The 23732-nt window shown below is 71.1% G+C and carries 18 protein-coding genes and 5 pseudogenes; 17 read left to right on the forward strand and 6 right to left on the reverse strand.

What is annotated here, in order from left to right; all coding sequences use genetic code 11:
- Nucleotides 1–2: 2 nt before the first annotated feature.
- Nucleotides 3–1074, reverse strand: a pseudogene (locus tag HK415_RS12770) (DMT family transporter).
- A 137-nt stretch (nucleotides 1075–1211) separates the two neighbouring features.
- Between HK415_RS12770 and HK415_RS12775 the strand changes: the two are divergent.
- Nucleotides 1212–1778: a cation efflux transmembrane domain-containing protein gene (locus tag HK415_RS12775; RefSeq protein WP_253261866.1), complete on the forward strand. Its 567-nt coding sequence runs from the start codon at nucleotides 1212–1214 to the stop codon at nucleotides 1776–1778.
- Between the two features lie 12 nt (nucleotides 1779–1790).
- Here the strand turns inward: HK415_RS12775 and HK415_RS12780 are convergent, their stop codons facing one another.
- A complete protein-coding gene (locus HK415_RS12780) occupies nucleotides 1791–2081 on the reverse strand; it encodes a hypothetical protein (protein WP_171559815.1) in 291 nt (96 codons plus the stop codon).
- A 166-nt stretch (nucleotides 2082–2247) separates the two neighbouring features.
- Here HK415_RS12780 and HK415_RS26060 point away from each other — a divergent pair, with 166 nt between their 5' ends.
- The 7 genes from HK415_RS26060 (at nucleotide 2248) to HK415_RS12820 (ending at nucleotide 7134) form a co-directional block, all read left to right on the forward strand.
- Nucleotides 2248–2661 carry a hypothetical protein gene (locus tag HK415_RS26060; protein ID WP_290427351.1) on the forward strand — a complete coding sequence of 138 codons (414 nt, stop codon included), beginning with the start codon at nucleotides 2248–2250 and terminating at the stop codon, nucleotides 2659–2661.
- 64 nt (nucleotides 2662–2725) lie between these two features.
- Nucleotides 2726–3049 (forward strand): hypothetical protein, encoded by a 324-nt coding sequence (locus HK415_RS12795; RefSeq protein WP_171556299.1) that lies wholly within the window; start codon nucleotides 2726–2728, stop codon nucleotides 3047–3049.
- A 10-nt stretch (nucleotides 3050–3059) separates the two neighbouring features.
- Complete coding sequence (locus HK415_RS27550) at nucleotides 3060–4370, forward strand: TolC family protein (protein ID WP_309246681.1); 1311 nt, start codon at nucleotides 3060–3062, stop codon at nucleotides 4368–4370.
- Between the two features lie 78 nt (nucleotides 4371–4448).
- Complete coding sequence (locus tag HK415_RS12805; protein ID WP_171559817.1) at nucleotides 4449–5834, forward strand: multicopper oxidase family protein; 1386 nt, start codon at nucleotides 4449–4451, stop codon at nucleotides 5832–5834.
- A gap of 7 nt (nucleotides 5835–5841) precedes the next feature.
- Nucleotides 5842–6339 (forward strand): cupredoxin domain-containing protein, encoded by a 498-nt coding sequence (locus HK415_RS12810; protein WP_171559818.1) that lies wholly within the window; start codon nucleotides 5842–5844, stop codon nucleotides 6337–6339.
- Nucleotides 6340–6352: 13 nt separating this feature from the next.
- Nucleotides 6353–6820: a DUF411 domain-containing protein gene (locus HK415_RS12815; RefSeq protein ID WP_171559820.1), complete on the forward strand. Its 468-nt coding sequence runs from the start codon at nucleotides 6353–6355 to the stop codon at nucleotides 6818–6820.
- Between the two features lie 23 nt (nucleotides 6821–6843).
- A complete protein-coding gene (locus HK415_RS12820) occupies nucleotides 6844–7134 on the forward strand; it encodes a copper-binding protein (RefSeq protein WP_171559823.1) in 291 nt (96 codons plus the stop codon).
- Nucleotides 7135–7533: 399 nt separating this feature from the next.
- Here HK415_RS12820 and HK415_RS12825 read toward each other — a convergent pair.
- Nucleotides 7534–8889: pseudogene (locus HK415_RS12825) on the reverse strand (MBL fold metallo-hydrolase).
- A gap of 150 nt (nucleotides 8890–9039) precedes the next feature.
- On the opposite strand from HK415_RS12825, the gene HK415_RS12830 reads away from it, so the two are divergent.
- Together HK415_RS12830 and HK415_RS12835 are read left to right on the forward strand one after the other, a co-directional pair.
- Nucleotides 9040–11232 carry a copper-transporting P-type ATPase gene (locus HK415_RS12830; protein ID WP_171559825.1) on the forward strand — a complete coding sequence of 731 codons (2193 nt, stop codon included), beginning with the start codon at nucleotides 9040–9042 and terminating at the stop codon, nucleotides 11230–11232.
- Between the two features lie 590 nt (nucleotides 11233–11822).
- A complete protein-coding gene (locus HK415_RS12835) occupies nucleotides 11823–12161 on the forward strand; it encodes a hypothetical protein (RefSeq protein ID WP_253261867.1) in 339 nt (112 codons plus the stop codon).
- A 15-nt stretch (nucleotides 12162–12176) separates the two neighbouring features.
- On the opposite strand, the gene HK415_RS12840 is transcribed toward HK415_RS12835, so the two are convergent.
- Together HK415_RS12840 and glgP are read right to left on the reverse strand one after the other, a co-directional pair.
- On the reverse strand, nucleotides 12177–12590 hold the full coding sequence (locus HK415_RS12840) for a hypothetical protein (protein WP_171559827.1): 414 nt from the start codon (nucleotides 12588–12590) through the stop codon (nucleotides 12177–12179).
- Between the two features lie 97 nt (nucleotides 12591–12687).
- Entirely contained in the window at nucleotides 12688–14379 is a 1692-nt protein-coding gene (gene glgP / locus HK415_RS12845; RefSeq protein WP_171559830.1) for an alpha-glucan family phosphorylase, read from the reverse strand.
- Between the two features lie 99 nt (nucleotides 14380–14478).
- Between glgP and HK415_RS12850 the strand changes: the two genes are divergently transcribed.
- The 5 genes and pseudogenes from HK415_RS12850 to HK415_RS12865 all read left to right on the forward strand — a co-directional run bounded on the left by HK415_RS12850 (nucleotide 14479) and on the right by HK415_RS12865 (nucleotide 20938).
- The gene (locus HK415_RS12850; RefSeq protein WP_171559832.1) at nucleotides 14479–14814 is read left to right on the forward strand and encodes a hypothetical protein; all 336 of its coding nucleotides are present in this window, start codon (nucleotides 14479–14481) and stop codon (nucleotides 14812–14814) included.
- A 91-nt stretch (nucleotides 14815–14905) separates the two neighbouring features.
- On the forward strand, nucleotides 14906–16180 hold the full coding sequence (locus HK415_RS12855; RefSeq protein WP_171559835.1) for a TolC family protein: 1275 nt from the start codon (nucleotides 14906–14908) through the stop codon (nucleotides 16178–16180).
- Nucleotides 16177–16506 carry a hypothetical protein gene (locus tag HK415_RS26375; RefSeq protein WP_309246682.1) on the forward strand — a complete coding sequence of 110 codons (330 nt, stop codon included), beginning with the start codon at nucleotides 16177–16179 and terminating at the stop codon, nucleotides 16504–16506. The genes HK415_RS12855 and HK415_RS26375 overlap by 4 nt, the downstream gene beginning before the upstream one ends.
- Nucleotides 16507–16577: 71 nt before the next feature.
- Nucleotides 16578–17621, forward strand: a pseudogene (locus HK415_RS26380) (efflux RND transporter periplasmic adaptor subunit); the annotation flags it as partial.
- Nucleotides 17622–17798: 177 nt separating this feature from the next.
- A pseudogene (locus HK415_RS12865) lies at nucleotides 17799–20938 on the forward strand (efflux RND transporter permease subunit).
- Here the strand turns inward: HK415_RS12865 and HK415_RS12870 are convergent.
- Nucleotides 20841–21329, reverse strand: a complete 489-nt coding sequence (locus HK415_RS12870; protein WP_171559838.1) for a c-type cytochrome — start codon at nucleotides 21327–21329, stop codon at nucleotides 20841–20843. The pseudogene HK415_RS12865 and the gene HK415_RS12870 sit on opposite strands and share 98 nt — an antisense overlap.
- A gap of 102 nt (nucleotides 21330–21431) precedes the next feature.
- Here HK415_RS12870 and HK415_RS12875 point away from each other — a divergent pair.
- Together HK415_RS12875 and HK415_RS12880 are read left to right on the forward strand one after the other, a co-directional pair.
- Nucleotides 21432–22408 (forward strand): annotated as a pseudogene (locus HK415_RS12875) (P1 family peptidase).
- On the forward strand, nucleotides 22405–23730 hold the full coding sequence (locus tag HK415_RS12880; protein WP_171559840.1) for a TAXI family TRAP transporter solute-binding subunit: 1326 nt from the start codon (nucleotides 22405–22407) through the stop codon (nucleotides 23728–23730). Before HK415_RS12875 ends, HK415_RS12880 begins: the two are co-directional and overlap by 4 nt.
- Nucleotides 23731–23732 lie beyond the last annotated feature (2 nt).

Consider the following 23732-nt stretch of genomic DNA (forward strand, 5'->3'; position numbering starts at 1 on the left):
CGTCAGTGCTCGTGCCGGTGGTGCGCGTCCGGATAGTGCGGATGCGAATGCACCAGCGGCGCATGCTCGTGCGGATGGCTGTGGCGCGTGCCCGGCGCCACCGGCGGCACGTGGGCGTGATCGTGGTGCGGGTCGCCCACGCCATGCACGTGCTCGTGGGCATGCCGCAGCGCTTCGTGCGCGTGCCGGTGCTCGTGCCTTTCCGTCAGGTGCAGCCACACGCCGATCGCCATCAGCACCGCGGCGGCGGCCAGCTGCCAGGTCACCGGCTCGCCCAGCCCCAGCACCGCCAGCAGCGCGCCGAAGAAAGGCGCGACCGAGAAATAGGCGCCGGTGCGCGCGGTGCCCAACGCGCGCAGGCCCAGCACGAACAGCACCAGGCTCACGCCATAGCTGAAAAGTCCCAGCAGCGCGGCGGCCGCCACCAGCGGCGCGGCCGGCCAGGACGCGCCGAGGGCGAGCGCCAGCACCAGGTTGGTGGCACCCGCCGCGAGTCCCTTCACCATCGCGATCCAGGACGCGTCCGCCAGCGACACCTTGCGCGTGAGGTTGTTGTCGATGGCCCAGGCCAGGCACGCGCCCAGCACCAGCAGGACCGAGCGTCCCGTGACCGCGCCGTGCGCACCGCCTTGCGGCCACGCGAGCACCACGCCACCGGCGACGATGGCCAGCATGCCGAAGGCCACGCGGCGGTCGACGTTCTCGCGGAACACCATCCAGGCCAGCAGGGCCGTCAGCACCGCCTCGCCATTGAGCAGCAGCGAGGCCTGCGAGGCCGGCATGCCGGCCAGACCCGCCATCAGCAGCACCGGCCCCACCACGCCCCCGCGAGCACCGCACCGGCGAGCCAGCGCCCCTCGCCCGGCGGCAGGCGCACGGGCGGGCCGGACGCAGCCGGCGCAGCAGCGCCAGGCCGATGCCGGAGCCCAGGTACAGCAGCGCAGCCAGCAGCCAGGGACTCACCTGCGCGAGCAGCAGCTTGGCCAGCGGCGCGGCCGCGCCGAACAGCAGGGCCGCGCCCAGGCTGGCAGCCACTCCGGGATGCAGCCGGCGCTTGGTGGAGGAGGATGGCATCGAAGCAGGATGCCAGCTTGCGCGGCACCTTGCGCGTGCAGGGTCACAATCGGAACCCATGTCGCTGCACCACGACCACGGCCACGCGCACGGCCACCACCATCACCACGAGCTCCCGACGGGCCGGTGCCCCCGGCTTGCGCAAGGTTCTGTGGATCGCGCTGGTGGCCAACGCGCTGATGTTCCTGGTGGAGATCGGGGCCGGCGTCGCGTCGGCTTCCGTTTCATTGCTCGCCGACGCGATCGACTTCTTCGGCGACGCCGGCAACTACGCCCTGTCGCTGGCGGTGCTGGCGATGGGGACGGTGGCGCGCGCGAAGGCCGCACTGTTCAAGGCGGCGACGATGGTGCTGTTCGGCGTGGGTGTCCTCGCGCGGGCGGCCTGGGCGGCCCACAGCGGCGAGGTGCCGGAACCGGTCACCATGGGCGCCATCGGCACGCTCGCGCTGCTCACCAACGTCGGCGTGGGCGTCCTGCTGTATGCGTACCGGGAAGGCGATGCCAACATGCGCAGCGTCTGGCTGTGCACGCGCAACGACGCGATCGGCAACGTGGCCGTGCTGCTGGCGGCGGTGGGGGTGTTCGGGACCGGGACCCGCTGGCCGGACCTGCTGGTCGCGGCGGTGATGGCGGGGCTCGCGCTCACCGCGGGCCTGGCGGTGGTGCGACAGGCCCGTCGGGAGCTGCAGGCAGGGGGCGCGTAGCCCCGGGGAGACTCAGCGCAGGATGCGCGAGATGATGAAGCCGGCGGCGAAGGCGGCGCCGAGCGCGGCCAGCGGATTGGCGCGGACCTGTTCGCGGGCCATGTTGCCGTACTCTTCCTGCAGGCCCATGACGCGCTCGCTGCCGGTGCCGATCTTCTGCTCCAGCGAATCCACCGCCTCGTGCAGGCTCTGGGCCATGCGGCGCACGCGATTGGCGTCGCCGTTGAGCGCATTGGTCCCCGTCGTGCTGCTGCTTTCTGCGCTCGTGGGGAAGGGGTTCTGGGTCGACGTTTCTGCGTTCATGGGGTTCCTCTCTCGGCCGGTCGGGGGATGAATGCCGGCAGTTGCCGGCGCAAGCCACACTGTAGGAAGCCCAGCGATTCGGCCCTGTCAGCGAATGCTCGGCACCGTTTGTAGGACTTGTCCTGCCGCGAGCAAGGTCGCGTTGGCTCCCGTATCATTGTCCCCGATGCACCGCTGGCTCCTGCTCCTCGTCGTCCTGCTGCTGCCCTTGCGCGGCTGGATGGGGGACGCCATGGCGGCCCGCGCCGTGGAGCCTGCCGTCGCCGTCGCCGGCTTGCAGGCCCATGCGCACGCCATCGAGCATGGCGCGCGCGCGGGCCATGGGCACGATTGCGACGACCACGGGCATTCCGCCACCGTGCAGGTGGAAGCGGCACAACAGGCAGCGGACATTGCCGCGCCTCAGGCCGACGGCGACTGCCCCACCTGCGCCAGCTGCCAGGCCTGTTCCTCCCTTGCGCTCTCGCCCTCCCCCGCCGCCCCGGCGGCCATGGTGTTCGCGCATCCCAGGCCGCAGACGGCCCACGCTGCCTTCGCCAGCGCCGAGCCGGCCCACCTGTTCAAGCCGCCCAGGCTCTGATCTCCTGCCCGTCGTGCGTCCGCGGCGTGCCTCGCCGCGGTGTCGTCCTTGCTGGAGATCGCTCGTGAAACTGTATTCCCTCGCCACCCTGCTGGCCGCACCGCTCGTGGTGGCCGCGGCCGATGCGGCCGACCCAGCCGCCGCCGTGCCCGCGGCCGCATACCGCTCCGTCTTCGACGGCATCCCGCAGGGTGTCGAGGAAGAAACGGTGGACTGGAAGAAGGCGAATGCCGAGGTCGCCCGGTTTCCGCGCGGCCACGTCGACCTGCTGAAGTGGGAGGAGGCCAACCCGGGCGCTGCGCCGCAGCCGCAGGCGGCGCCGCCGGATGCCCCTTCCCCGCGACCCGCGGTCCCCGCGCCGGCGCCCGCGCGCGGGCACCAGCATTGAGGGGGAAGCCATGCGATTGCTGCTCCTGTCCTGTGCCCTCGCGCTCGCGGGTTGCGCCACGACGCAGACGCCCGAAGCCCTGCGGGCCGATGTCGACCGCCTCACCGAAGGGCGCACCGGGGTCGCGCCCGCCGAAACCGGTGCCACGCTGCAGAGCCTGCTGGCGAAGCAGCCGCTGGACGCGGACTCCGCCGTGCGCATCGCGCTGTTGAACAGCCCCGGCCTGGACGCGACCCTGGCCGCCCTGTCGATCAGCGACGCCGAGCGCGTGGCCGCCGCGCAGTTGCCGAATCCGCACTTCGCGTTCGCGCGGCTGCGCGAAGGGCAGGTGCTGGAGATCGAGCGCATGGTCAGCTTCAACGTGCTGAGCCTGGCCACCCTGCCCTGGCGGGCGCAGTACGCGAACCAGTCGCTCCAGCTGGCCCGCCTGCGCGCCGCGCAGGAAGTGATCCGCACCGCGGCGGACACGCGCAAGGCCTGGTTCAACGCGGTCGCCGCGCAGCAGACCGCGGCCTACCTGGGCGACGCGCGCAAAGCGGCCGAGGCCGGCGCGGAACTCGCGCGCCGCATGGCCCGCGTGGGCAACTGGAGCAAGCTGCAGCAGGCCCGCGAGCAGGCCGTGCTGGCCGACATCAGCGCGCAGCTGGCGCGGGCGCAGCAGGCGGCCTTGTCCGAACGCGAGAAGCTCACGCGCCTGATGGGCCTGTGGGGACAGGACGCGAGCTACGTGCTGCCCGAGCGCCTGCCCGACCTGCCGGAGCGGCTCGCGGAGCAGCGCGACATCGAGGCGACCGCGCTGCGCGAGCGGCTGGACGTGCGTGCCGCGCGCGACGAGGCGCGCTACGTCGCCGGCTCCCTCGGCTTCACCCGCGCCACGGGTTTCATCGACGCGCTCACCGTCGGCGTCGTGCGCAACACCAGCTTCGACAACGCGCAGGGCACGCGCGAGACGCAGCGCGGCTTCGAGCTGAGCTGCCCCTTCCCATCTTCGACTGGGGCCAGGCGCGCACGCGCCGCGCCGAGGCGACCTACCTGCAGTCGGTGGCGCGGGTGCGCGACGTCGCCGTGCGGGCGCGCAGCGAGGCGCGCGAGTCCTGGCACGGCTGGCGCACGGCCTACGACCTGGCGAAGCACTATCGCGACGAGGTGGTGCCGCTGCGCAAGTTCATCGTCGACGAAACCCAGCTTCGCTACAACGGCATGCTGGCCAGCGTGTGGGACCTGCTGGGCGAAGCCCGCAACCACATCGCCGCGGTCAACAACACCATCACCGCGCAGCGCGATTTCTGGATCGCCGACACCGACCTGCGCACGGCGCTGACCGGCACCTCGCCCGGCGCGCTGGCCGCGATGCGCGCCGGCGGCAGCGAACCCGCCGCGCAGGCGCAAGGACACTGAGATGAAGAGACGAACCTTCTTCGGTGGCGCGGCGGTGACCGCCATGGCCGCCGCCTCCGTCAGCAAGGTGGCGATGGCCGCCCTGCCCGAGCCCGTGACCGCCGAAGGACCGGAGACGGCGCCCCCGCTCGTTCCCACCAGCGGACGCCCGTACAACCCGGTGGTCACGCCCAACGGCTGGAGCCTGCCCTGGCGCATGAACGCCGGCGTCAAGGAATTCCACCTGGTCGCCGAGCCGGTGGAGCGCGAGCTCGCGCCGGGCATGACGGCGCGCCTGTGGGGCTACAACGGCCAGTCGCCCGGCCCCACGATCGAGGTGGTCGAAGGCGACCGCGTGCGCATCTTCGTCACCAATCGCCTGCCCGAGCACACCTCGGTGCACTGGCACGGGCAGCGCCTGCCCAACGGCATGGACGGCGTCGGCGGCATCACGCAGCCCCACATCCCGGCCGGCAAGACCTTCGTGTACGAGTTCGAGGCGAAGCGCCCCGGCACCTTCATGTACCACCCGCACGGCGACGAGATGGTGCAGCTGGCCATGGGGATGATGGGCCTGTGGATCACGCACCCGAAGGGCGCGCATCCGCTGATCGAGCGCGTGGACCGCGACTTCTGCATCCTGCTGGCGAGCTACGACATCGCGCCCGGCGCGGCGACGCCCCAGGTCAACACGATGCTGGACTTCAACCTGTGGACCTTCAACACGCGCGTGTTTCCGGGCATCGAGTCGCTCAACGTGCGCCAGGGCGACAAGGTGCGCATCCGCATCGGCAACCTGTCGATGACCAACCACCCGATCCACATCCACGGCCACGAGTACGTGGTGACCGGCACCGACGGCGGGCCGGTGCCGAAGACGGGGCGCTGGCCCGAGGTGACGGTGGACATCGGTGTCGGCCAGATGCGGCAGATGGAGTTCGTCGCCGAGGCCGAGGGCGACTGGCCGCTGCACTGCCACAAGAGCCACCACACCATGAACGCGATGGGCCACGACGTGCCCACGATGATCGGCGTGGACCATCGCGGGCTGGTGAAGAAGTTGCAGAAGATCGTGCCGGACTACATGGTCATGGGCGAGCGCGGCATGGCCGACATGGGCGAGATGGAGATGCCCCTGCCTGACAACACGCTGCCGATGATGACCGGGCGCGGGCCCTTCGGCGCCGCCGAGATGGGCGGCATGTTCACGCTCATGAAGGTGCGCAAGGACCAGAAGCGCGGCGACTACGGCGACCCGGGCTGGTTCCGGCATCCGCAAGGCACGGTGGCGCGCGAGTGGACCGGCGAGCTGCCGGCACCCGCGCGCCGGCCCGCCGCCGCCCCGCAGAAGAAATCCGTGCCGCTGGACGTGCGCAAGCCGTCCCGCGGCCACCATGGAGACCACTAGGAAAGCGATGAAAGCAGTCAACGTATCCAGGACGGGCGCCATCGCCCTCGCCCTGTTCATGGCCTTGCCGGCGTGGAGCCACGGCGACGGCGAGGAGACGAAAGTCGCCGCGGCCGGCGAGCAGAAGGCCTGGGGCATCCCCGGCAGCACCAAGGGAGCACGCACGATCGAGGTCCGCATGGGCGACGACATGCGCTTCCGCCCCCACCGCATCGAGGTGCGCCAGGGCGAAACCATCCGTTTCGTCGTCCGCAACCGGGGCAAGGTGCTGCACGAGATGGTCGTCGGCACGCCCCAAGAACTGCGCGAACATGCGGCGCTGATGAAGAAATTCCCGAAAATGGAACACGACGAGCCCTACATGACGCATGTCAAGCCGGGTCGAAAAGGCAGCATCGCCTGGAACTTCAACCGCGCCGGTGAGTTCCAATTCGCATGCCTGATCCCGGGGCACTTCGATGCCGGGATGACCGGGACCATCGTGGTCGCACCGGCCAAGCCATGAGGAACACCCAGAGATGAATGCCACCACCACCCGCCGCACGCTGCTGCTCGCACTGGGCGCGCTGCCTTTCGCGAGCCTGGCCCAGCAACCGGGCCGGGTCCTCGTGGAAGTGTGGAAGGATCCGAACTGCGGCTGCTGCAAGGACTGGGTGAAGCACCTGGAGGCCAGCGGCTTCGCCGTGAAGGTGAACTTCGGCGGCAACAGCGAGATGCGCGCGAAACTGGGCATCCCGGCGAAACTCGGCTCGTGCCACACGGCGCTGGTCGGCGGCTATGCCATCGAGGGCCACGTGCCCGCGAAGGACATCCGCCGCCTGCTCAAGGACAAGCCGCAGGCCATCGGCCTGAGCGTGCCCGGCATGCCGGTCGGCTCGCCGGGCATGGACGATGCCGCGTACAAGGGCCGCAAGGACCCGTACGACGTGGTGCTGGTGCTCAAGGGCGGCGACGCGAAGGTCTACGCTTCCTACAACAAGGCGTGATTTTTTCCAGAAGGAGTCAAGAGATGATGAAACGTGTATTCGCCGCCATCGTGGCCGCGGGCCTGGCCGCCTCCGCTTTCGCGCAGGCCCTCACCGACGGCGAAGTCCGCAAGGTCGACAAGGCCACCGGCAAGATCACGCTCAAGCATGGCGAGATCAAGAACCTCGACATGCCGCCGATGACCATGGTGTTCGGCGTCAAGGACAAGGCCCTGCTGGACAAGGTCAAGAAGGGCGACAAGGTCAGGTTCGCCGCCGACAAGAACGCCAAGGGCGAGATGATCGTGACCGAGGTCGAGGCCGCGGCGAAGTAGTAAGCCGCTGGCGCAGCGCCGGCGCGGCGCTGCGGATCGCCTCGGGGAGGGCGAAGACGAAAGCCCCGGATCCCTACTGGTTCTTGTGCATCCTGCCGTGGTCATGTCCCTGCATGTCGGCCTTCTTTGCCTTCACGGACTTGGACTTCGCGGCCATCGGCTTGCACGCGGACTTCCCGCTGGGCGTGCCTTTCTCCGCTCCATGGTCGTGGCGCGTCTTCGCGCAGTCCTGCGCCGCCTTGGCGGCGTCGGGGGCGGGGATTCCTGCTGGGCCAACGGGGCGGAGACGGCGAGTGCCGTGACGAGGGCAAGGGCTAAGGTGCGCAGTTTCATGATCGTTCCTTTCGCCAGTCACTCTAGGCACCGGCGGCGCGAAGGGCTTGACGAAAGTCAAGCTGCTCAGAGCTCCACGGCCTGCAGGTGCTCCGGCACGGCGCACGGCCATCCATGGCCTTCCTCGATCGCCTGCCGCAGGCTGTCGGCCGCGACCGGCTCGCCGTGGGTGACGAACACGCGCTGGGGCGGCCGCGGCAGCTTGCCGACCCAGCGCAGCAAGCTCGTTGCGGTCCGCGTGCGCGGACAGCGAGCCCAGGCTCACCACCTCGGCACGCACAGGCACGTGCTCGCCGTGGATCTTCACTTCGCGCGCGCCGGCGACCAGCGCCGCGCCGCGGGTGCCCGCCGCCTGGTAGCCGGCCAGCAGGATGGTGTTGCGGTGGTCCGGCGCGAAGGCCTTCAGGTGGTGGACCACGCGGCCGCCGGTGGCCATGCCGCTGGCCGAGACGATCACGGCGGGAAATCGCATCTCGTTGAGCTTGCGCGATTCCTCCACCGTGTTGATCACGCGCGCCGACTGGCACATGCGGCGGCATTGCTGCGCATCGAGTCGGTGCTCGCCCGCATGCTTGTGGAAGATCTCCGTGGCGTCGGCGGCCATCGGGCTGTTCAGGAACACCGGCAGGTCCGGGATGCGCCTTTCGTCCTTCAGCTTCGCCAGCAGGTACAGCAGCGCCTGCGCGCGCCCGACGGCGAATGCGGGCACCACCACCACCCCGCCGCGCGCGGCCGTGCGGTTGACGGTCTCGGCCAGCAGCGTCGCCGGATCGCTGTCTTCGTGGCTGCGATCGCCGTAGGTCGATTCGACCACCAGGATGTCCGCGGCCGGCGGCGGCTCGGGCGGCAGCATCAGGACGTCCTCGTCGCGGCCGAGGTCGCCGGAGAACAGCAGCGACTGCCCGTCCCAGTTGACGTGCACGCTGGCGGCGCCGAGGATGTGGCCGGCGCGGCTGAAGCGCATGCGCACACCGGGGATCGCCTCGAAGGACTCGCCCTGCGGACGGGGGCGGAACATCTTCAGCACGCGGCGCCCGTCCTCCTCCGTGTAGAGCGGCAGCGCCGGGTGGTGCTTGGAGAAGCCGTGCTTGTTGGCATACAGCGCGTCCTCTTCCTGCAGGTGCCCGGAGTCGGGCAGCATCAGCGCGCACAGGTCGCGCGTGGCCTCCGTGCTGTACACCGGTCCCTTGAAACCCTGCTTCGCCAGCGCCGGCAGGTAGCCGCTGTGGTCGATGTGCGCGTGGGTCAGCACGACCGCGTCGATCTCCTTCGCGGCCAGCGGAAGGCCTCCCAGTTGCGCAGCCGCAGCTGCTTGAGGCCCTGGAACAGGCCGCAGTCCACGAGCACGCGGCGGCCCTCGTGTTCCAGCAGGTACTTGGAGCCGGTGACGGTGCCGGCGGCACCCAGGAAGGTCAGGCGCATGTTCTTGTCCTTTGCAGCGCATTCTCGCGCGATCCGCGGACGGCGGACCCCGGCGCTGTGAACCACTCTAGGAGCCGAGGACCCCTGCACCCTTGATGGGCATCAAGCAGCGACCCCGCTGCGGGCCTAGACTGCCGCGAGGGGGTCCCGATGAACCACGCGCACACGCACGAGCACGAGCACGTCCACCACCACCCGCCTGGACCGGATGCTGCGGCGCGACCGCCCGTGACGCCGGCGGCGCAAGGCACCATCTACACCTGCCCCATGCACCCGCAGATCCGGCAGGACCATCCCGGCAGCTGCCCGATCTGCGGCATGACGCTGGAGCCGCTGATGCCGACGCTGGAGGAAGGCGATCCGGAACTGGACGACTTCCGCCGCCGCTTCTGGTGGACCCTGCCGCTGACCGTGGTCGCCACCCTGCTGGCCATGTTCGGCCATTCGCTGGACTGGTTCCACGGGAACACCCAGAGCTGGGTGGAACTGGTGCTCACCTTGCCGGTGGTGCTGTGGGCGGGCTGGCCCTTCTTCCAGCGTGGCGCGCAGTCGATCGTCAACCGCAGTCCCAACATGTGGACGCTGATCGCGCTGGGCACCGGCGCGGCCTTCGTCTACAGCGTGGCAGCAACAGTGACGCCGCAGGTGTTCCCCGCGTCCTTTTTCTCGATGGGACGCGTGGCCGTGTACTTCGAGGCTGCCGCCGTGATCATCTCGCTGACGCTGCTCGGGCAGGTGCTCGAACTCAAGGCCCGCTCGCAGACCTCGGCGGCCATCAAGTCGCTGCTGGGGCTGGCACCCAAGACGGCACGCCGGATTGCGGCCGACCGCAGCGAGCAGGACGTGCCGATCGCCAACGTGCACGTGGGCGACCTGCTGCGCGTGCGGCCCGGCGAGAAGGTGCCGGTCGACGGCGTCGTGGTGGAAGGCACCAGCGCCCTCGACGAATCGATGCTGACCGGCGAACCGCTGCCGGTGACCAAGCGCGCCGGCGACAAGGTGATCGGCGCCACCATGAACACCAGCGGTGCCCTGGTCATGCGTTCGGAGAAGGTCGGCTCCGAAACCGTGCTGTCGCAGATCGTGCAGATGGTTGCGCAGGCGCAGCGCTCGCGCGCGCCCATGCAGCGCATGGCGGACCACGTGGCCGGCTACTTCGTGGTGGGCGTGGTGCTGGTGGCCCTGGGCACCTTCTTCGGCTGGGGCCTGTTCGGGCCGCAACCGAGCTGGGTCTACGGCCTCATCAACGCCGTCGCGGTGCTGATCATCGCCTGTCCCTGCGCGCTCGGGCTGGCCACGCCGATGTCGATCATGGTGGCGACCGGCCGCGGCGCCACGCAGGGCGTGCTGTTCCGCGATGCGGCGGCGATCGAGAACCTCCGGCGGGTCGACACGCTGATCGTGGACAAGACCGGCACCCTCACCGAGGGACGCCCGGCCTACGAGCGCGCCGTCGCCGCCACCGGCTTCAGCGAGGACGAGGTCCTGCGCCTTGCGGCCAGCCTGGACCAGGGCAGCGAACATCCGCTGGCCGCAGCCATCGTCGCCGCCGCCCGCGAGCGGGGCCTGGCGCTCTCCGCCGCGCAGCAGTTCGATTCCGCTTCCGGCATCGGCGTGCGCGGCGTGGTCGAGGGCCGCAAGCTGGCGCTGGGCAACACGGCGCTGATGCAGCAGGAAGGCGTGGAGGTGGCCCCGCTGGCGCGTGACGCCGAGGCACTGCGCACGCAGGGGGCCAGCGTGATGCACCTGGCGGTGGACGGGCGGCTGGCGGGCCTGCTCGCCGTCTCCGATCCCGTCAAGGCGAGCACGCCGGCGGCATTGCAGGCGCTGCGCGAGGCCGGCCTGCGCGTGGTGATGGCGACCGGCGATGGGCTCACCACGGCACGCGCCGTGGCACTGCGCCTCGGCATCGACGAGGTGCACGGCGAAGTCAAGCCGGCCGACAAGCTGGAGCTGGTGGAACGGCTGCAGGCCGAAGGCCGCGTCGTCGCCATGGCGGGCGACGGCATCAACGACGCGCCGGCACTGGCGCGCGCCGACGTCGGCATCGCCATGGGCACCGGGACCGACGTGGCCATGAACAGCGCGCAGCTCACGCTGGTCAAGGGCGACCTGCGCGGGATCGCCACGGCCATCCGGCTGTCGCAGGCGACCGTCGCCAACATGAAGCAGAACCTCGGTTTCGCCTTCATCTACAACGCGCTCGGCGTGCCCATCGCGGCCGGCCTGCTCTACCCCTTCACCGGCTGGCTGCTGTCGCCCATGATCGCGGCACTGGCGATGAGCTTGAGCTCTGCCTCGGTCGTGGGCAACGCGCTGCGCCTGCGCGGTCGGCGCTCATGACGAGCGCGTACCCATTGCGGTTCGAGGCTGCCGGGAGCGTCGCCGGCCAGCCGGTGGCGGTCTTCGAGCACCTGGACGACCCCCACCGCCTCTCGAGCCACATGGAGAAGCCGTCCATGGGGATGCTGGGCAGCAGCATGTCGATCGCGACGGACGCGGATGGCGGACGCAAGGTGGGTTCTGTCATCCGCATGGAAGGCCGGGTGTTCGGGATTCCCCTGCGGCTGCAGGAGGCGGTGACCGAGCGCGATCCCCCGGCCTTCAAGGCATGGGAGACCCTGGGCGAGCCGCAGCTGCTGGTGATCGGCGCCTACCGGATGGGTTTCCGCATCGCGCCCGAGGCCGCGGGTTCGCGGTTGGCCGTCTTCATAGCCTACGCCCTGCCCGCCAGGGGGTGCCGCGCATCGCGGGAAGGTTGCTGGCCCCGCTGTACGCGCGCTGGTGCTGCCGTCGGATGCTGCGCGACGCGCAGGCGGCGTTCGCCACCGGCGCTCCTCCTTCGGCGCAGGCCTCGCCGCCTGCTTGACCCGCATCAACCCCGCCGGCGCCCGGCGCGCGAGACTCGGCTCACAAGCACAACGGAGTCGACCATGAGAGCCTTGATCCTCGCCGCCGCCACGCTCGCCCTGCTGGCGGGCTGCGCGACGCAGCGTCCGGCGGCGCACGGCATGCACCACACCGAGATGGAACAGCACATGCAGGCCATGCACGGCATGCGCGACAAGCTCGCGGCCGCCGCCACCCCCGAGGAACGCCAGCGGCTGATGGAGGAGCAGATGGAGCTGATGCACCGCGGCATGGACATGCTGTCCGACATGCGCGGCGAAGGCGCGGACGCGCACGCCCACGGGCCCATGGAAATGCGCATGCAGATGATGCAGTCCATGATGCAGATGATGATGGACCGCATGGACCCGATGCACCGCTAGGGCGCCGGCTCCCGCTCAGGGCGCGAAGCGGAACACGCGCGCTTCGGCCTCGCCGGGACGCTGCATCCGCAACGCGAACGCTTTCGGCGCCGGGCTCGGCGCGGTGAATTCCAGGCTGCCCTCGCGGTGGTGGCTGCCCGGCGCGGCTCCCTTCCACGCACTGGGCTGCAGCTCACGCCCGTCGTCGGTGACCAGCACGGTCGTGCGCAGCAGGTCGTCGGACAATTCCTGGGAGTGCGTGTCGAGCACGACTGCGAACACCCAGGTCGCAGCGTCGGCCGCGGTCACCCGAGGCGTGATCTTCACGGTCACGCCACCAACGGTCGTCTGCGTCGTGGCCTGCGCCGGTGGCGCGGCCGGCTGCGCACCTGCCAGCGCGAACACCCACGGCAGGGCGAGGGCAGCGAGGAGGGAAACGATGTGGCGCATGGGGGCTCCCGGTTCGGATAAAGACGACCCGAGCCAGTCTAGGGAGCGCCCTGCCCCTTGAATTGACGCCGCTCAATCGCCGTGCGGGCCCGGCCCGTCAGTTCCAGTACGCCTCCGACACGTAGCGCCGCAGCATGCGGTGGCTGTTGAAATAGGAGCCGTTGCGCGCGATCGTGGACTTCATGATGAAGGACCAGGCCGGCCCGCCCTCGTAGAAGGTGGGCAGGATGGTGTGTTCCAGCTTGTCGTACAGCGACTCGGCGTGGCGGTTCGCGTCGAAGTCGCCGTCGTCGCCGATCGCCCAGCCGGTGGCGCCTTCGTCGCAGCCTTCCAGCCACCAGCCGTCCAGCACGCTCAGGCTGGGCACGCCATTCATGGCCGCCTTCATCCCGCTGGTGCCCGAGGCCTCCAGCGGCGGTTGCGGCGTGTTCAGCCACAGGTCCACGCCGGCCACGACGCGGCGCGCCACCTCCAGCCGGTAATCGGGCAGGAACACCACCGGCACCGCGCCCGCCAGTTCCTGCGCCCAGGCATGCAGGCTGGCGATGTGGCGCTTGCCCGGTTCGTCGTGCGGGTGCGCCTTGCCGGCGACGACCACCTGGAAGGGATAGCGGCGCGCGATGGCGCGCAGCCGGTCCAGGTTGGAGAACAGCAGCCCCGGGCGCTTGTAGTCGGTCATGCGCCGGGCGAAGCCGATGGTGAAGCGGTTCGGGTCCAGCTGCGAGGCGCCAGCCATGCCGGTCACGAACTGCAGCAGCTCCTGCTTGGCCTGCACGTGCGCGGCGGCGATGTCGCCGTCGAGGATGCGCAGCGCGCGCACCAGCAGCTCGGGCTCGTGCGCCCAGGAGGGGATGTAGCGGTCGAACAGCGCCTGCATCGGCGCGCTGGTCCAGCGCATCGCGTGCACGCCATTGGTGATCGCGTGCACCTCGTAGCCCGGGAACAGCACGCGCGACACCTCGGCGTGCCGCTGCGCGACGCCGTTCACCCAGCCGCACAAGGACAGCGCGAGCCGCGTGAGGTTCAGGCGGTCCGGGCCGCCCAGCGTGTGCAGCACGCGCGGGTGCACCAGGCCGTCCAGCCACTGCTCGGCGAGGCCGTAGGGATACTGGTCGTGCCCCGCCTCCACCGGCGTGTGCGTGGTGAACACGCAGCGGCGGCGCACCGCGGCCACCGCCTCCTGCAGCGACTCGCCGTGCGCGTCGGCCGCACCCCGCGCCCGCAGCAGTTCCAGCGTGAGCAGGGCGGAGTGGCCTTCGTTGAGGTGGTACTTCTGGACGTGGACGCCGAGCGCGTTGAGCATGCGCACGCCGCCCACGCCCAGCACGATCTCCTGCCGCAGCCGGTAGGTCGGGTCGCCGCCATAGAGGTAGTGCGTGAGCGTGCGGTCCTCGTCGCGGTTCTCGGGCAGGTCGGTGTCCAGCAGGATGACCGGGACTGCGGCGAACTGGTCGGAATGGCTTTCCACCTCGTACTGCCAGGCGCCGATCCACACGTCGTGATTGCCCACGCGCACGGCCACCTTGCAGTCCAGCCGCTGCGCGCGCGTCGCCGGGTCCCAGTGCTCCGGGCGCTCCACCTGGCGGCCGTGCAGGAGCTCCTGGCGGAAATAGCCGGCCCGGCTGGCCAGGGTCACCGCGACGATGGGCACGCCCAGGTCGGCGGCGCTGCGCATCATGTCGCCCGCCAGCACGCCCAAGCCGCCGCTGTAGGTGGGAATGCCTTCCTCCAGGGCGATTTCCATGGAGAAGTAGGCGATGCGCGGACGGTTGGGCACGGGAACGGCCATGGAGTGCTTTCGTTCGCGTAAATCATGCCTGATTGATGCGCGTCAAGGGGGCCCGCGCCTCGTCCATCCGGCCGAGCTGGCGCGCGCTATATTGACGCCATGGTGCGCCGCCTGTTGCTCCTCGTCGTCGCCGCGCTGGTCCTGCGCGGCTGGGTGGGCGAAGCCATGGCCGGGCAGATGCTCGCCCAGCAGCTGCAGCTGCCTTCCACGCACGCCACCGCCATGCACAGCCCCGATTGCCCGGGCTCCGTGGCGGATGAAGGCGGCGAGGCCACCGCGGACCAGGGCCTGCACTGCCAGGACTGCACCTTGCATGCATTGACGGCGGCGCCGCTGCCGCTGCCGCGGCTGCTGCCCGCAAGCCGTGTGCTCCCGGTCGCGCCCGCCTTCGCGAGCGCAGAACGCGTGCCGGGCGACAAGCCGCCCATTTCCTGAGTTCCCCGCCCGAACTCCGTCCGCCGCGAGGTGGACGGGCTTCCATGCGCGCAGCCGCGCGCCCGCAAACGCATCCGCATTGCAGGGAACCATGTCCAGATCCATTTCCATCGCGCCCCTGGCCACGCTGGCGGCGCTCCTCCTCAGCGCCGGCGCCGCGCTCGCCCAGCCGCTGTCGCTGGCGGAAGCGCAGGAGCTTGCCGTGCAGCGCTCGCGCCAGCTGCCCGCGCAGGCCGCGGCGGCATCGGCCGCGCGCGAACGTGCCGTGGCCGCCGGCCAGCGCCCCGATCCCGTGCTGCGGCTGGGGATCTCCAACCTCCTCATCGAGGGCCCCGACCGCTTCAGCCTCACGCGCGAGGGCATGACCATGCGCAACATCGGCGTGATGCAGGAGCTCACGCGCGGCGACAAGCTCGCGGCGCGCAGCCGCCGCTACGAGCAGGAAGCCCTGGCCGCCGAAGCGATGCAGGACGGAGCGCGCCTGATGGTGCGGCGCGACGCGGGCCTCGCGTGGCTGGACCTGCTCTATGCGCAGCGCGCCGTCGAAGGCATGCGCCAGCAGCAGGCGGAAACGCGGCTGCAGCTGGAAGGCGCACTGGCCTCCCTGCGCGGCGGCCGCGGCACGCAAGCCGAAGTGGTGGCCGCACAGCAGGCGAGCGCCCAGCTGGACGACCGCATCGAGGAAGGCACGCGCGAAGTGCAGGCGGCGCGCGCGGCGCTCGCGCGCTGGGTCGGCGAGCCGGCGGACCGTCCCCTGCTGGCGGCGCTGCCCGCGCCGTTGGCGGAGCCCGGTGACCTGGCGCAGCGCATCGCCGCCCACCCGCAGCTGCGCGCGCTGCACGGCCAGGAGGCGGTCGCCGAGGCGGAAGTGGCGATGGCCGCCAGCGAGCGGCGCGGCGACTGGAGCGTGGAGCTGATGTACAGCCAGCGCGGCTCGCAGTTCGGCGACATGGTGTCGCTCACGCTGTCGCGGCCGCTGCAGTTGAACCGGGGTGCGCGGCAGGACCGCGAGGTCGCGGCGAAGCGCGCGGACGCGGAGCGCCTGCGCGAGGAGCGCGAGGAGGCGCGGCGCGGCCTGGTCGCCGAGGCGCAGGCGCTGCTGGCCACCTGGCAGGGCGTGCGCAACCGGCTGCAGCTGCACGACACGCGCCTGCTGCCGCTGGCGTCCGACCGCATCCAGGCCTCGCTGGCCGCCTACCGGGGCGGCGGCATGCTGGCTTCCGTGCTGGAGGCGCGCCGCGGCTACATCGAGACGCACCTGGAACGGCTGCGCCTGGAGCGCGACGCAGGCCGCGCCCTGCTGCAACTGGAATACCTGCTGGGCGGCCACGACGCCGCCACCATCCAGGAAGGGGCACGGCCATGAAGAACCCACCACGCACCATCGCTCTCGCAGCCGTCGCCATCGCACTGCTGGCAGGCGCGGGCTACGGCCTCTACCGCCTGGGCCTGCAGCAGGGGCAGCACGGAAACGAGCATGCCGCCGCGCCGCTCCCCGCCACGCCGGCTGCCGCGACTTCCGATCCGTCCACCTGGACCGCGAGCCAGGGTGAGGAAGCCACGCGCAGGCATATCCGCGACGGCATCCGCGCCGGCAGCGTCGACCCCGTGACCGGCCGCAAGGTCCTGTACTACCAGGACCCGATGTCCCCGGCACGCGCTTCGAGGCGCCCGGCAAGTCGCCCTTCATGAACATGCTGCTGGTGCCCGTCTATGCGGGCAGCGAGGCCGGCGACACGGGCGGCGTGAGCATCAGCCCGCGCATGCAGCAGAACCTGGGCCTGCGCACCGCGGTGGTCGCACAGGGACGGCTGCCCTCGCAGGTGGTCGCCTCCGGCAGCATCAGCTGGAACGAGCGCGACCAGGTGGTGGTGCAGGCGCGCGCCTCCGCCTTCGTCGAGCGGCTGTACGTGCGCGCCAACCTCGATGCGGTGCGCAAGGGTCAGCCGCTCGCGGAGCTCTACGTGCCCGACTGGGTGGCGGCGCAGGAGGAATTCCTCGCGGTGCGCCGCATGCAGGGCGCGGAACTCAGCCAGCTGCGCGAGGCCTCGCGCGCGCGGATGCGCCAGGCCGGCATGAGCCTGGAGCAGATCCAGCAGGTGGAGACCACCGGCCGCGTGCAGGCGCGCATGACGCTCACGGCGCCGATCGCCGGCATCGTGACCGAGGTTGCCGCGCGCGAGGGCATGGCGGTGATGCCGGGCACGACGCTGTTCCGCGTCAACGGCCTCGCGACCGTCTGGGCGCAGGCCGAGGTGCCCGAGAGCCAGGCCGGTCAGGTGCGCCCCGGCACGCGCGTGCGGGCGACCACGCCTGCCGTGCCCGGCGAGGTGTTCGAGGGCCGCGTGCAGGCGCTGCTGCCGGAGGTGGCAGGCGGCACGCGCACGATCAAGGCGCGCATGGAGATCGCCAACCGCGGCGGCCGGCTGGTGCCCGGCATGTTCGTGCAGATGCACTTCAGCGACGCCGACCCGCGCCCCACCCTGCTGGTGCCGAGCGAAGCGGTGATCCAGACCGGCCGCCGCACGGTGGTGATGGTGGCCGGCGACGATGGCCGCTTCCGCGTCGTGGAGGTCGAGGCCGGCACCGAGGCTGGCGGGCAGACCGAGGTCAGGCGCGGGCTGCAGGCGGGCCAGAAGGTGGTGGTGTCCTCGCAGTTCCTGATCGACTCCGAGGCCAGCCTGCGCGGGCTGGAGGCGCGGCTGAACGCCGGCCCGCCGGCGGCGGCGGCGCCAGCAGCGGCATACCGCACGCCCGCCAAGGTCGACGCCATCGAGAAGGACGCGCTCACGCTCACGCACCCCGAGATCCCCGCGCTCAAGTGGCCCGGCATGACGATGGAGTTCAAGCTCGCGCCGGCGCTGAAGCTGCCGCGGGGGGCTGGCCGCCGGCGACCAGGTGGAAGTGGAGTTCCGCGTGCCCGGGCCGGGCGAGGCGGAGATCACCGCGCTCACCCGCGGCGCGCCGGCGGCGAAAGGCAAGCCATGATCGCGCGCCTGATCCACTGGTCGATCGCCAACCGCTTCCTGGTGCTGCTGGCGACGCTGATCGTCGCCGTGGCCGGCGTCGTCTCCATGCTGCGCACGCCGCTGGATGCCCTGCCCGACCTGTCGGACGTGCAGGTGATCATCCGCACCACCTGGCCGGGCCAGGCGCCGCGCATCGTGGAGAACCAGGTGACCTATCCGCTCACCACCACGATGCTGTCGGTTCCGGGCGCCAAGACGGTGCGCGGCTACTCCTTCTTCGGCGACAGCTTCGTGTACGTGCTGTTCGAGGATGGCACCGACCTGTACTGGGCGCGCTCGCGCGTGCTGGAGTACCTGAACCAGGCGCAGGGACGGCTGCCCGCCGGCGCGCGCTCGGCGATCGGTCCGGACGCGACCGGCGTCGGCTGGATCTACCAGTACGCGCTGGTGGACCGCAGCGGCCGCATGGACATTGCGCAGCTGCGCGCCCTGCAGGACTGGTTCCTGCGCTTCGAGCTCAAGACCATCCCCGACGTGGCCGAGGTCGCCACCATCGGCGGCATGGTGCGGCAGTACCAGATCGTCGCCGACCCCGAGAAGCTGGCCGCCTACGGCATCCCGCTGTCGCGCGTGATGGAGGCCGTGCAGCGCGCCAACCAGGAGACCGGCGGCTCGGTGCTGGAGATGGGGAAGCCGAGTACATGGTGCGCGCTTCCGGCTACCTGCAGACGCTGGACGACTTCCGCGCCATCCCGCTGACCACCAGCGAACGCGGGATCTCCGTGCGGCTCGGCGACGTGGCGCGGGTGCAGGTGGGCCCCGAGATGCGGCGCGGCATCGGCGAGCTCGATGGCGAGGGCGAGGCCGTGGGCGGCGTCATCGTCATGCGCTCGGGCAAGAACGCGCTGGAGACGATACGCGCGGTGAAGCTGAAGATGGCGGAACTGCAGAAGACCCTGCCGCAGGGCGTGCAGGTGGTGACCACCTACGACCGCTCGGGCCTGATCGAACGGGCGGTGAAGAACCTGGGCACCAAGCTGGTGGAGGAGTTCATCGTGGTGGCGCTGGTGTGCTTCGCCTTCCTGTTCCACCTGCGCTCGTCCTTCGTGGCGATCGTGTCGCTGCCGCTGGGCATCCTGGCGTCCTTCATCGTGATGCGCTGGCAGGGCGTCAACGCCAACATCATGTCGCTGGGCGGCATCGCCATCGCGATCGGCGCCATGGTCGATGCCGCCGTGGTGATGATCGAGAACGCGCACAAGCACATCGAGCGCTGGCACCACGCGCATCCTGGCGAGAAGCTGGAAGGCGAGGCGCACTGGAAGGTGATCGGGGCCTCGGCAGCGGAGGTCGGGCCGGCCCTGTTCTTCTCGCTGCTGGTCATCACCCTCAGCTTCATCCCCGTGTTCACGCTGCAGGCGCAGGAAGGACGGCTGTTCGGGCCGCTGGCCTTCACCAAGACCTACGCGATGGCCGCGGCGGCGGGCCTGTCGGTCACGCTGATCCCGGTGCTCATGGGCCTGCTGATCCGCGGCAGGATCCCGAGCGAGGACCGCAACCCGATCAACCGCTTCCTGATCCGCATCTACCAGCCGCTGCTGGCGCGCGTGCTGGCGGCGCCGAAGGCGACGCTGGCGGTCGCCGTCCTGCTCCTGCTGGTGAGCCTGTGGCCGCTCTCGCGCATCGGCTCCGAGTTCCTGCCGGCCATGGAGGAGGGCGACCTGCTGTACATGCCCACCGCCCTGCCCGGCCTGTCCGCCGGCAAGGCGGGCGAGCTGCTGCAGCAGACCGACCGCCTGATCCGCACCGTGCCCGAGGTGCGCAGCGTGTACGGCAAGGCGGGCCGCGCGGAGACGGCCACCGACCCGGCGCCGCTGGAGATGTTCGAGACCACCATCCAGCTCAAGCCGCGCGACCAGTGGCGCGCCGGCATGACCATGGACAAGCTCGTGGAGGAACTGGACCGGACCGTGCGCGTCCCCGGCCTGGCCAACATCTGGGTGCCGCCGATCCGCAACCGCATCGACATGCTGGCCACCGGCATCAAGAGCGCGGTCGGCATCAAGGTCGCCGGCCCGGACCTGGCCACCATCGACCGCGTCGCCAAGGAGATCGAGCAGGCGGTCAAGCCGGTGGCGGGCGTGGGCAGCGCGCTGGCGGAGCGCCTCTCGGGCGGCCGCTACGTGGACATCGACATCAAGCGCGAGGCGGCCGCCCGCTACGGCCTCAACGTGGCCGACGTGCAGGCGGTGATCGGCTCCGCGATCGGCGGCGAGAACATCGGCGAGACCGTGGAGGGCCTGCAGCGCTTCCCCATCAACCTGCGCTACCCGCGCGAGATCCGCGACTCGCTGGACGCATTGCGGCAGCTGCCGATCGTGACCGAGCGCGGCCAGCGCCTGCTGCTGGCCGACGTGGCCGAGGTGAAGGTCACCGACGGCCCGCCCATGCTGCGCAGCGAGAACGCGCGCCTGTCCGGCTGGATCTACGTGGACGTGCGTGGCCGCGACCTGAGCGGCGTGGTGCGCGAGATGCAGCGCGAAGTGGCGGCGAAAGTGCAGCTGCCACCGGGTTACTCGGTCTCCTGGTCCGGCCAGTTCGAATACCTGGAACGCGCCACGCAGAAGCTCAAGCTGGTGGTGCCCTTCACGCTGCTGATCATCTTCGTGTTGCTGTACCTCACCTTCCGGCGCATCGACGAGGCGCTGCTGATCATGGCGACGCTGCCCTTCGCGCTGGTGGGCGGCGTGTGGCTGCTGTGGGCGCTGGGCTACAACCTGTCGGTCGCCGGCGCCGTCGGCTTCATCGCGCTGGCCGGCGTGGCGGCGGAGTTCGGCGTCATCATGCTGCTGTACCTGAAGCACGCCTGGGAGGACCGCAGCGAAGACACCGAAGCGGAGCTGCACCGCGCGATCGAGCACGGGGCGGTGATGCGCGTGCGGCCGAAGGCGATGACCGTGGCGGTGATCCTGGCCGGCCTGTTCCCCATCCTGTGGGGCGGCGGCGCCGGCAGCGAGGTAATGCAGCGCATCGCCGCGCCCATGGTGGGCGGCATGATCACCGCGCCGCTGCTGTCGATGTTCCTGGTGCCGGCGGCCTACCTGCTGATCCGGCGTCCGCGGAAAACGCGGGTGGCGGTCCCGCAGGCCGCCTGAGCGGCTGCGCCGAGAAGAACAGCACGGCGCCCACCATCTCGTCGACGCTCATGTTGCCCATCACCTCCTCCATGAGCGGGTCGCGGCGGCGGCCGTCGGCGAACTGCTGCAGCTGTTCGAGGAGGTAGGCGCGCTTCTGCGCGGTGAGGATGGGGGCGTCGGGCCGGGCGGCGATCCCGTGCGCGCCGTGGCAGTGGGCGCAGACGACGGCGACCTTGCGACCGAGCTGCAGCAGCCTGGACTGCAAGGCCGGGTCGGCCTCGGCCTGCGCGGCGCGGTCCCGGATGGCGGCGGCGCTCGCCGGCTCTCCTTCGCCGTCCGCCGCCCGCGCGCCACCGGCCAGCGCCGCGCACAGCAGGATGGTCCAAAGCACCGGGTCGCCCTGTCGCATGGCGCGGTCCTCCCTCGCTTCATTCTGGGCCGGTGTGGCGCCGGTGAATCACGACTGCGTCAAGGAAACGGCGGCACCCGGGCCGGGCGCAATAATCGCTGCATGCATTCCTCCATCACCGACGTGGCCGGCATCGAGGTCGGCCACTTCACCGACAGCCGGCGGCCCACGGGCTGCACCGTGGTGCTCGCGCGCGCCAGCGCGGTCGCCGCGGTCGACGTCCGGGGCGCGGCCCCCGGCACCCGCGAAACCGACCTGCTGGCCCCGCACAACGTGGTGGAGCGCGTGCACGGCATCCTGCTGGCCGGCGGCAGCGCCTGGGGCTGGACGCCGCCGGCGGCGTGATGCGCTGGCTGGACGAACAGGGCATCGGCCTGCAGGTGGGACCGGGGCGCGTGCCGCTGGTCCCCGGCGCCGTGCTGTTCGACCTGCCGCTGGGCGACCAGCGCATCCGCCCCGACGCCGCGGCCGGCTACGCAGCCTGCCAGGCCGCATCGCGCGAGGCGCCCGCGCAGGGCAACGTGGGTGCGGGCGCGGGGGCGGTGATCGGCAAGATCTTCGGCTTCCAGCGGGCGATGAAGGGCGGCATCGGGACGGCCTCGGTCACCGTGGACGGCGTCACGGTCGGCGCCATCGTCGCCTGCAATGCACTCGGCGACGTGATCGACCCGGACACCGCGCAGGTGGTCGCCGGCGCGCGCACCGCCGACGGCAGGTCACTGCTGGACACGCGGCGCGCGCTGCTGCGCGGCGAGCTGGCGCAGCCCATCCTGCCAGGGACCAACACCACCATCGGCGTGGTCGCCACCGACGCCGTGCTGACCAAGGTGCAGGCCGGCAGGCTCGCCACCCAGGGGCACGACGGCCTGGCGCGCGCCATCAACCCCTGCCACACCCTGTCCGACGGCGACACGCTGTTCGCGCTGGCCACCGGCGAGAGCGGCCGCAGCCTGGGCATGATGACGCTGGGTGCGATGGCGGCCGAAGCCTGCGCGCAGGCGGTGGTGCGCGCGATCCGCGCCGCGCGCGCGGTCCACGTCGGCAACCTTTCCCTGCCGGCGGCGGGTGAGCTCGCATGAAACCGGTGACCCTCTTGCGCAACACGCTGCTTTCCATCCGCGACCTGCTGATCTCCGCCGGGCCTGTGGCCCTGCTGGCCGTGGCGCTGCTGGTGCTGGCCTACTGGTGGCTCAACCCGAACCCGCCGAAGAAGGTGACGCTGGCGACCGGGCCGGCGCAGAGCGCCTACGAGGAATTCGGCAAGCGCTACCAGAAGGCGCTGAAGGCCTACGGCATCGAGGTGGTGCTGGTGCCCAGCGAAGGCTCGCCCAGCAACCTGCGGCTGCTGCGCGCGGGCAAGGCGGACGTCGGCTTCGTGCAGGGCGGCGCCAGCGAGCGCAACGCCAACGAGGAAAGCGGCATCGTGTCGCTGGGCAGCCTGTTCGTGGAGCCGCTGTGGCTGTTCTACCGCGAGGACGCGGCGAAGAAGGCGGGCGGCACGCTCACCTCGCTGTCGCAGTTCCAGGACCTGCGCGTGAACGTGGGGGCGCGCGGCAGCGGCTCGCCCTTCCTGATGCGCCGCCTGTTCGAGGCCAACCGCATGGACCCGGCGCAACTGAAGCTGTCGCGCCTGGACCAGACGTCCGCGACCGTCGCCTTCCTGGGTGGCGAGCTCGATGCGCTGGTGTTTGCTTCCGCGCCCGAATCGCTGATGGTGCAGATGCTGCTGCAGACGCCGGGCGTGCGCCTGATGGACTTCAGCCAGAGCGAAGCCTACTCGCGCCGCTTTCCCTTCCTGACGCCGGTGGTGCTGCCGCGTGGCGTGGTGGACCTCTCCAAGGACCTGCCGCCGCAGGACGTGCGGCTGGTCGCGACCACCACCTCGCTGCTGGCGCGCGAGGACACGCATCCGGCGCTGCTGCAGCTGTTCGCGCAGGCGGCGCGCGACATGCACAGCCCCGCCGGCTGGTTCAACCGCGCGGGCAGCTTCCCGAACATCGAGCACAGCGAGTACCCGATCTCGCGCGAGGCCGAGCGCGTCATGCGCAGCGGCCAGCCCTTCCTGCAGCGCTGGCTGCCCTTCTGGCTGGCCAACCTGGTGGAACGCATGTGGCTGGCGCTGGGCATCATCCTGGCCGTACTGCTGCCGCTGTCGCGGATCGTGCCGCCGCTGTACCAGTTCCGCATCCGCTCGCGCGTGTTCCGCTGGTACGGCCAGCTGCGCGACATCGAGACCCGGCTGCACGCGCAGCCGCATTCCGCCGCGGACGTGGCGCGCGAACTCGACGCGCTGGACGACCGGGTGGGACGCATCAGCGTTCCGCTGTCGTACGCCGACGAGCTCTACGCGCTGCGCAACAACATCGACGCCGTGCGGCGCCGGGCGCTGCACGCCACCTAGGC

It is taken from the genome of Ramlibacter montanisoli (assembly GCF_013087525.1).
GTDB lineage: Bacteria > Pseudomonadota > Gammaproteobacteria > Burkholderiales > Burkholderiaceae_C > Ramlibacter > Ramlibacter montanisoli.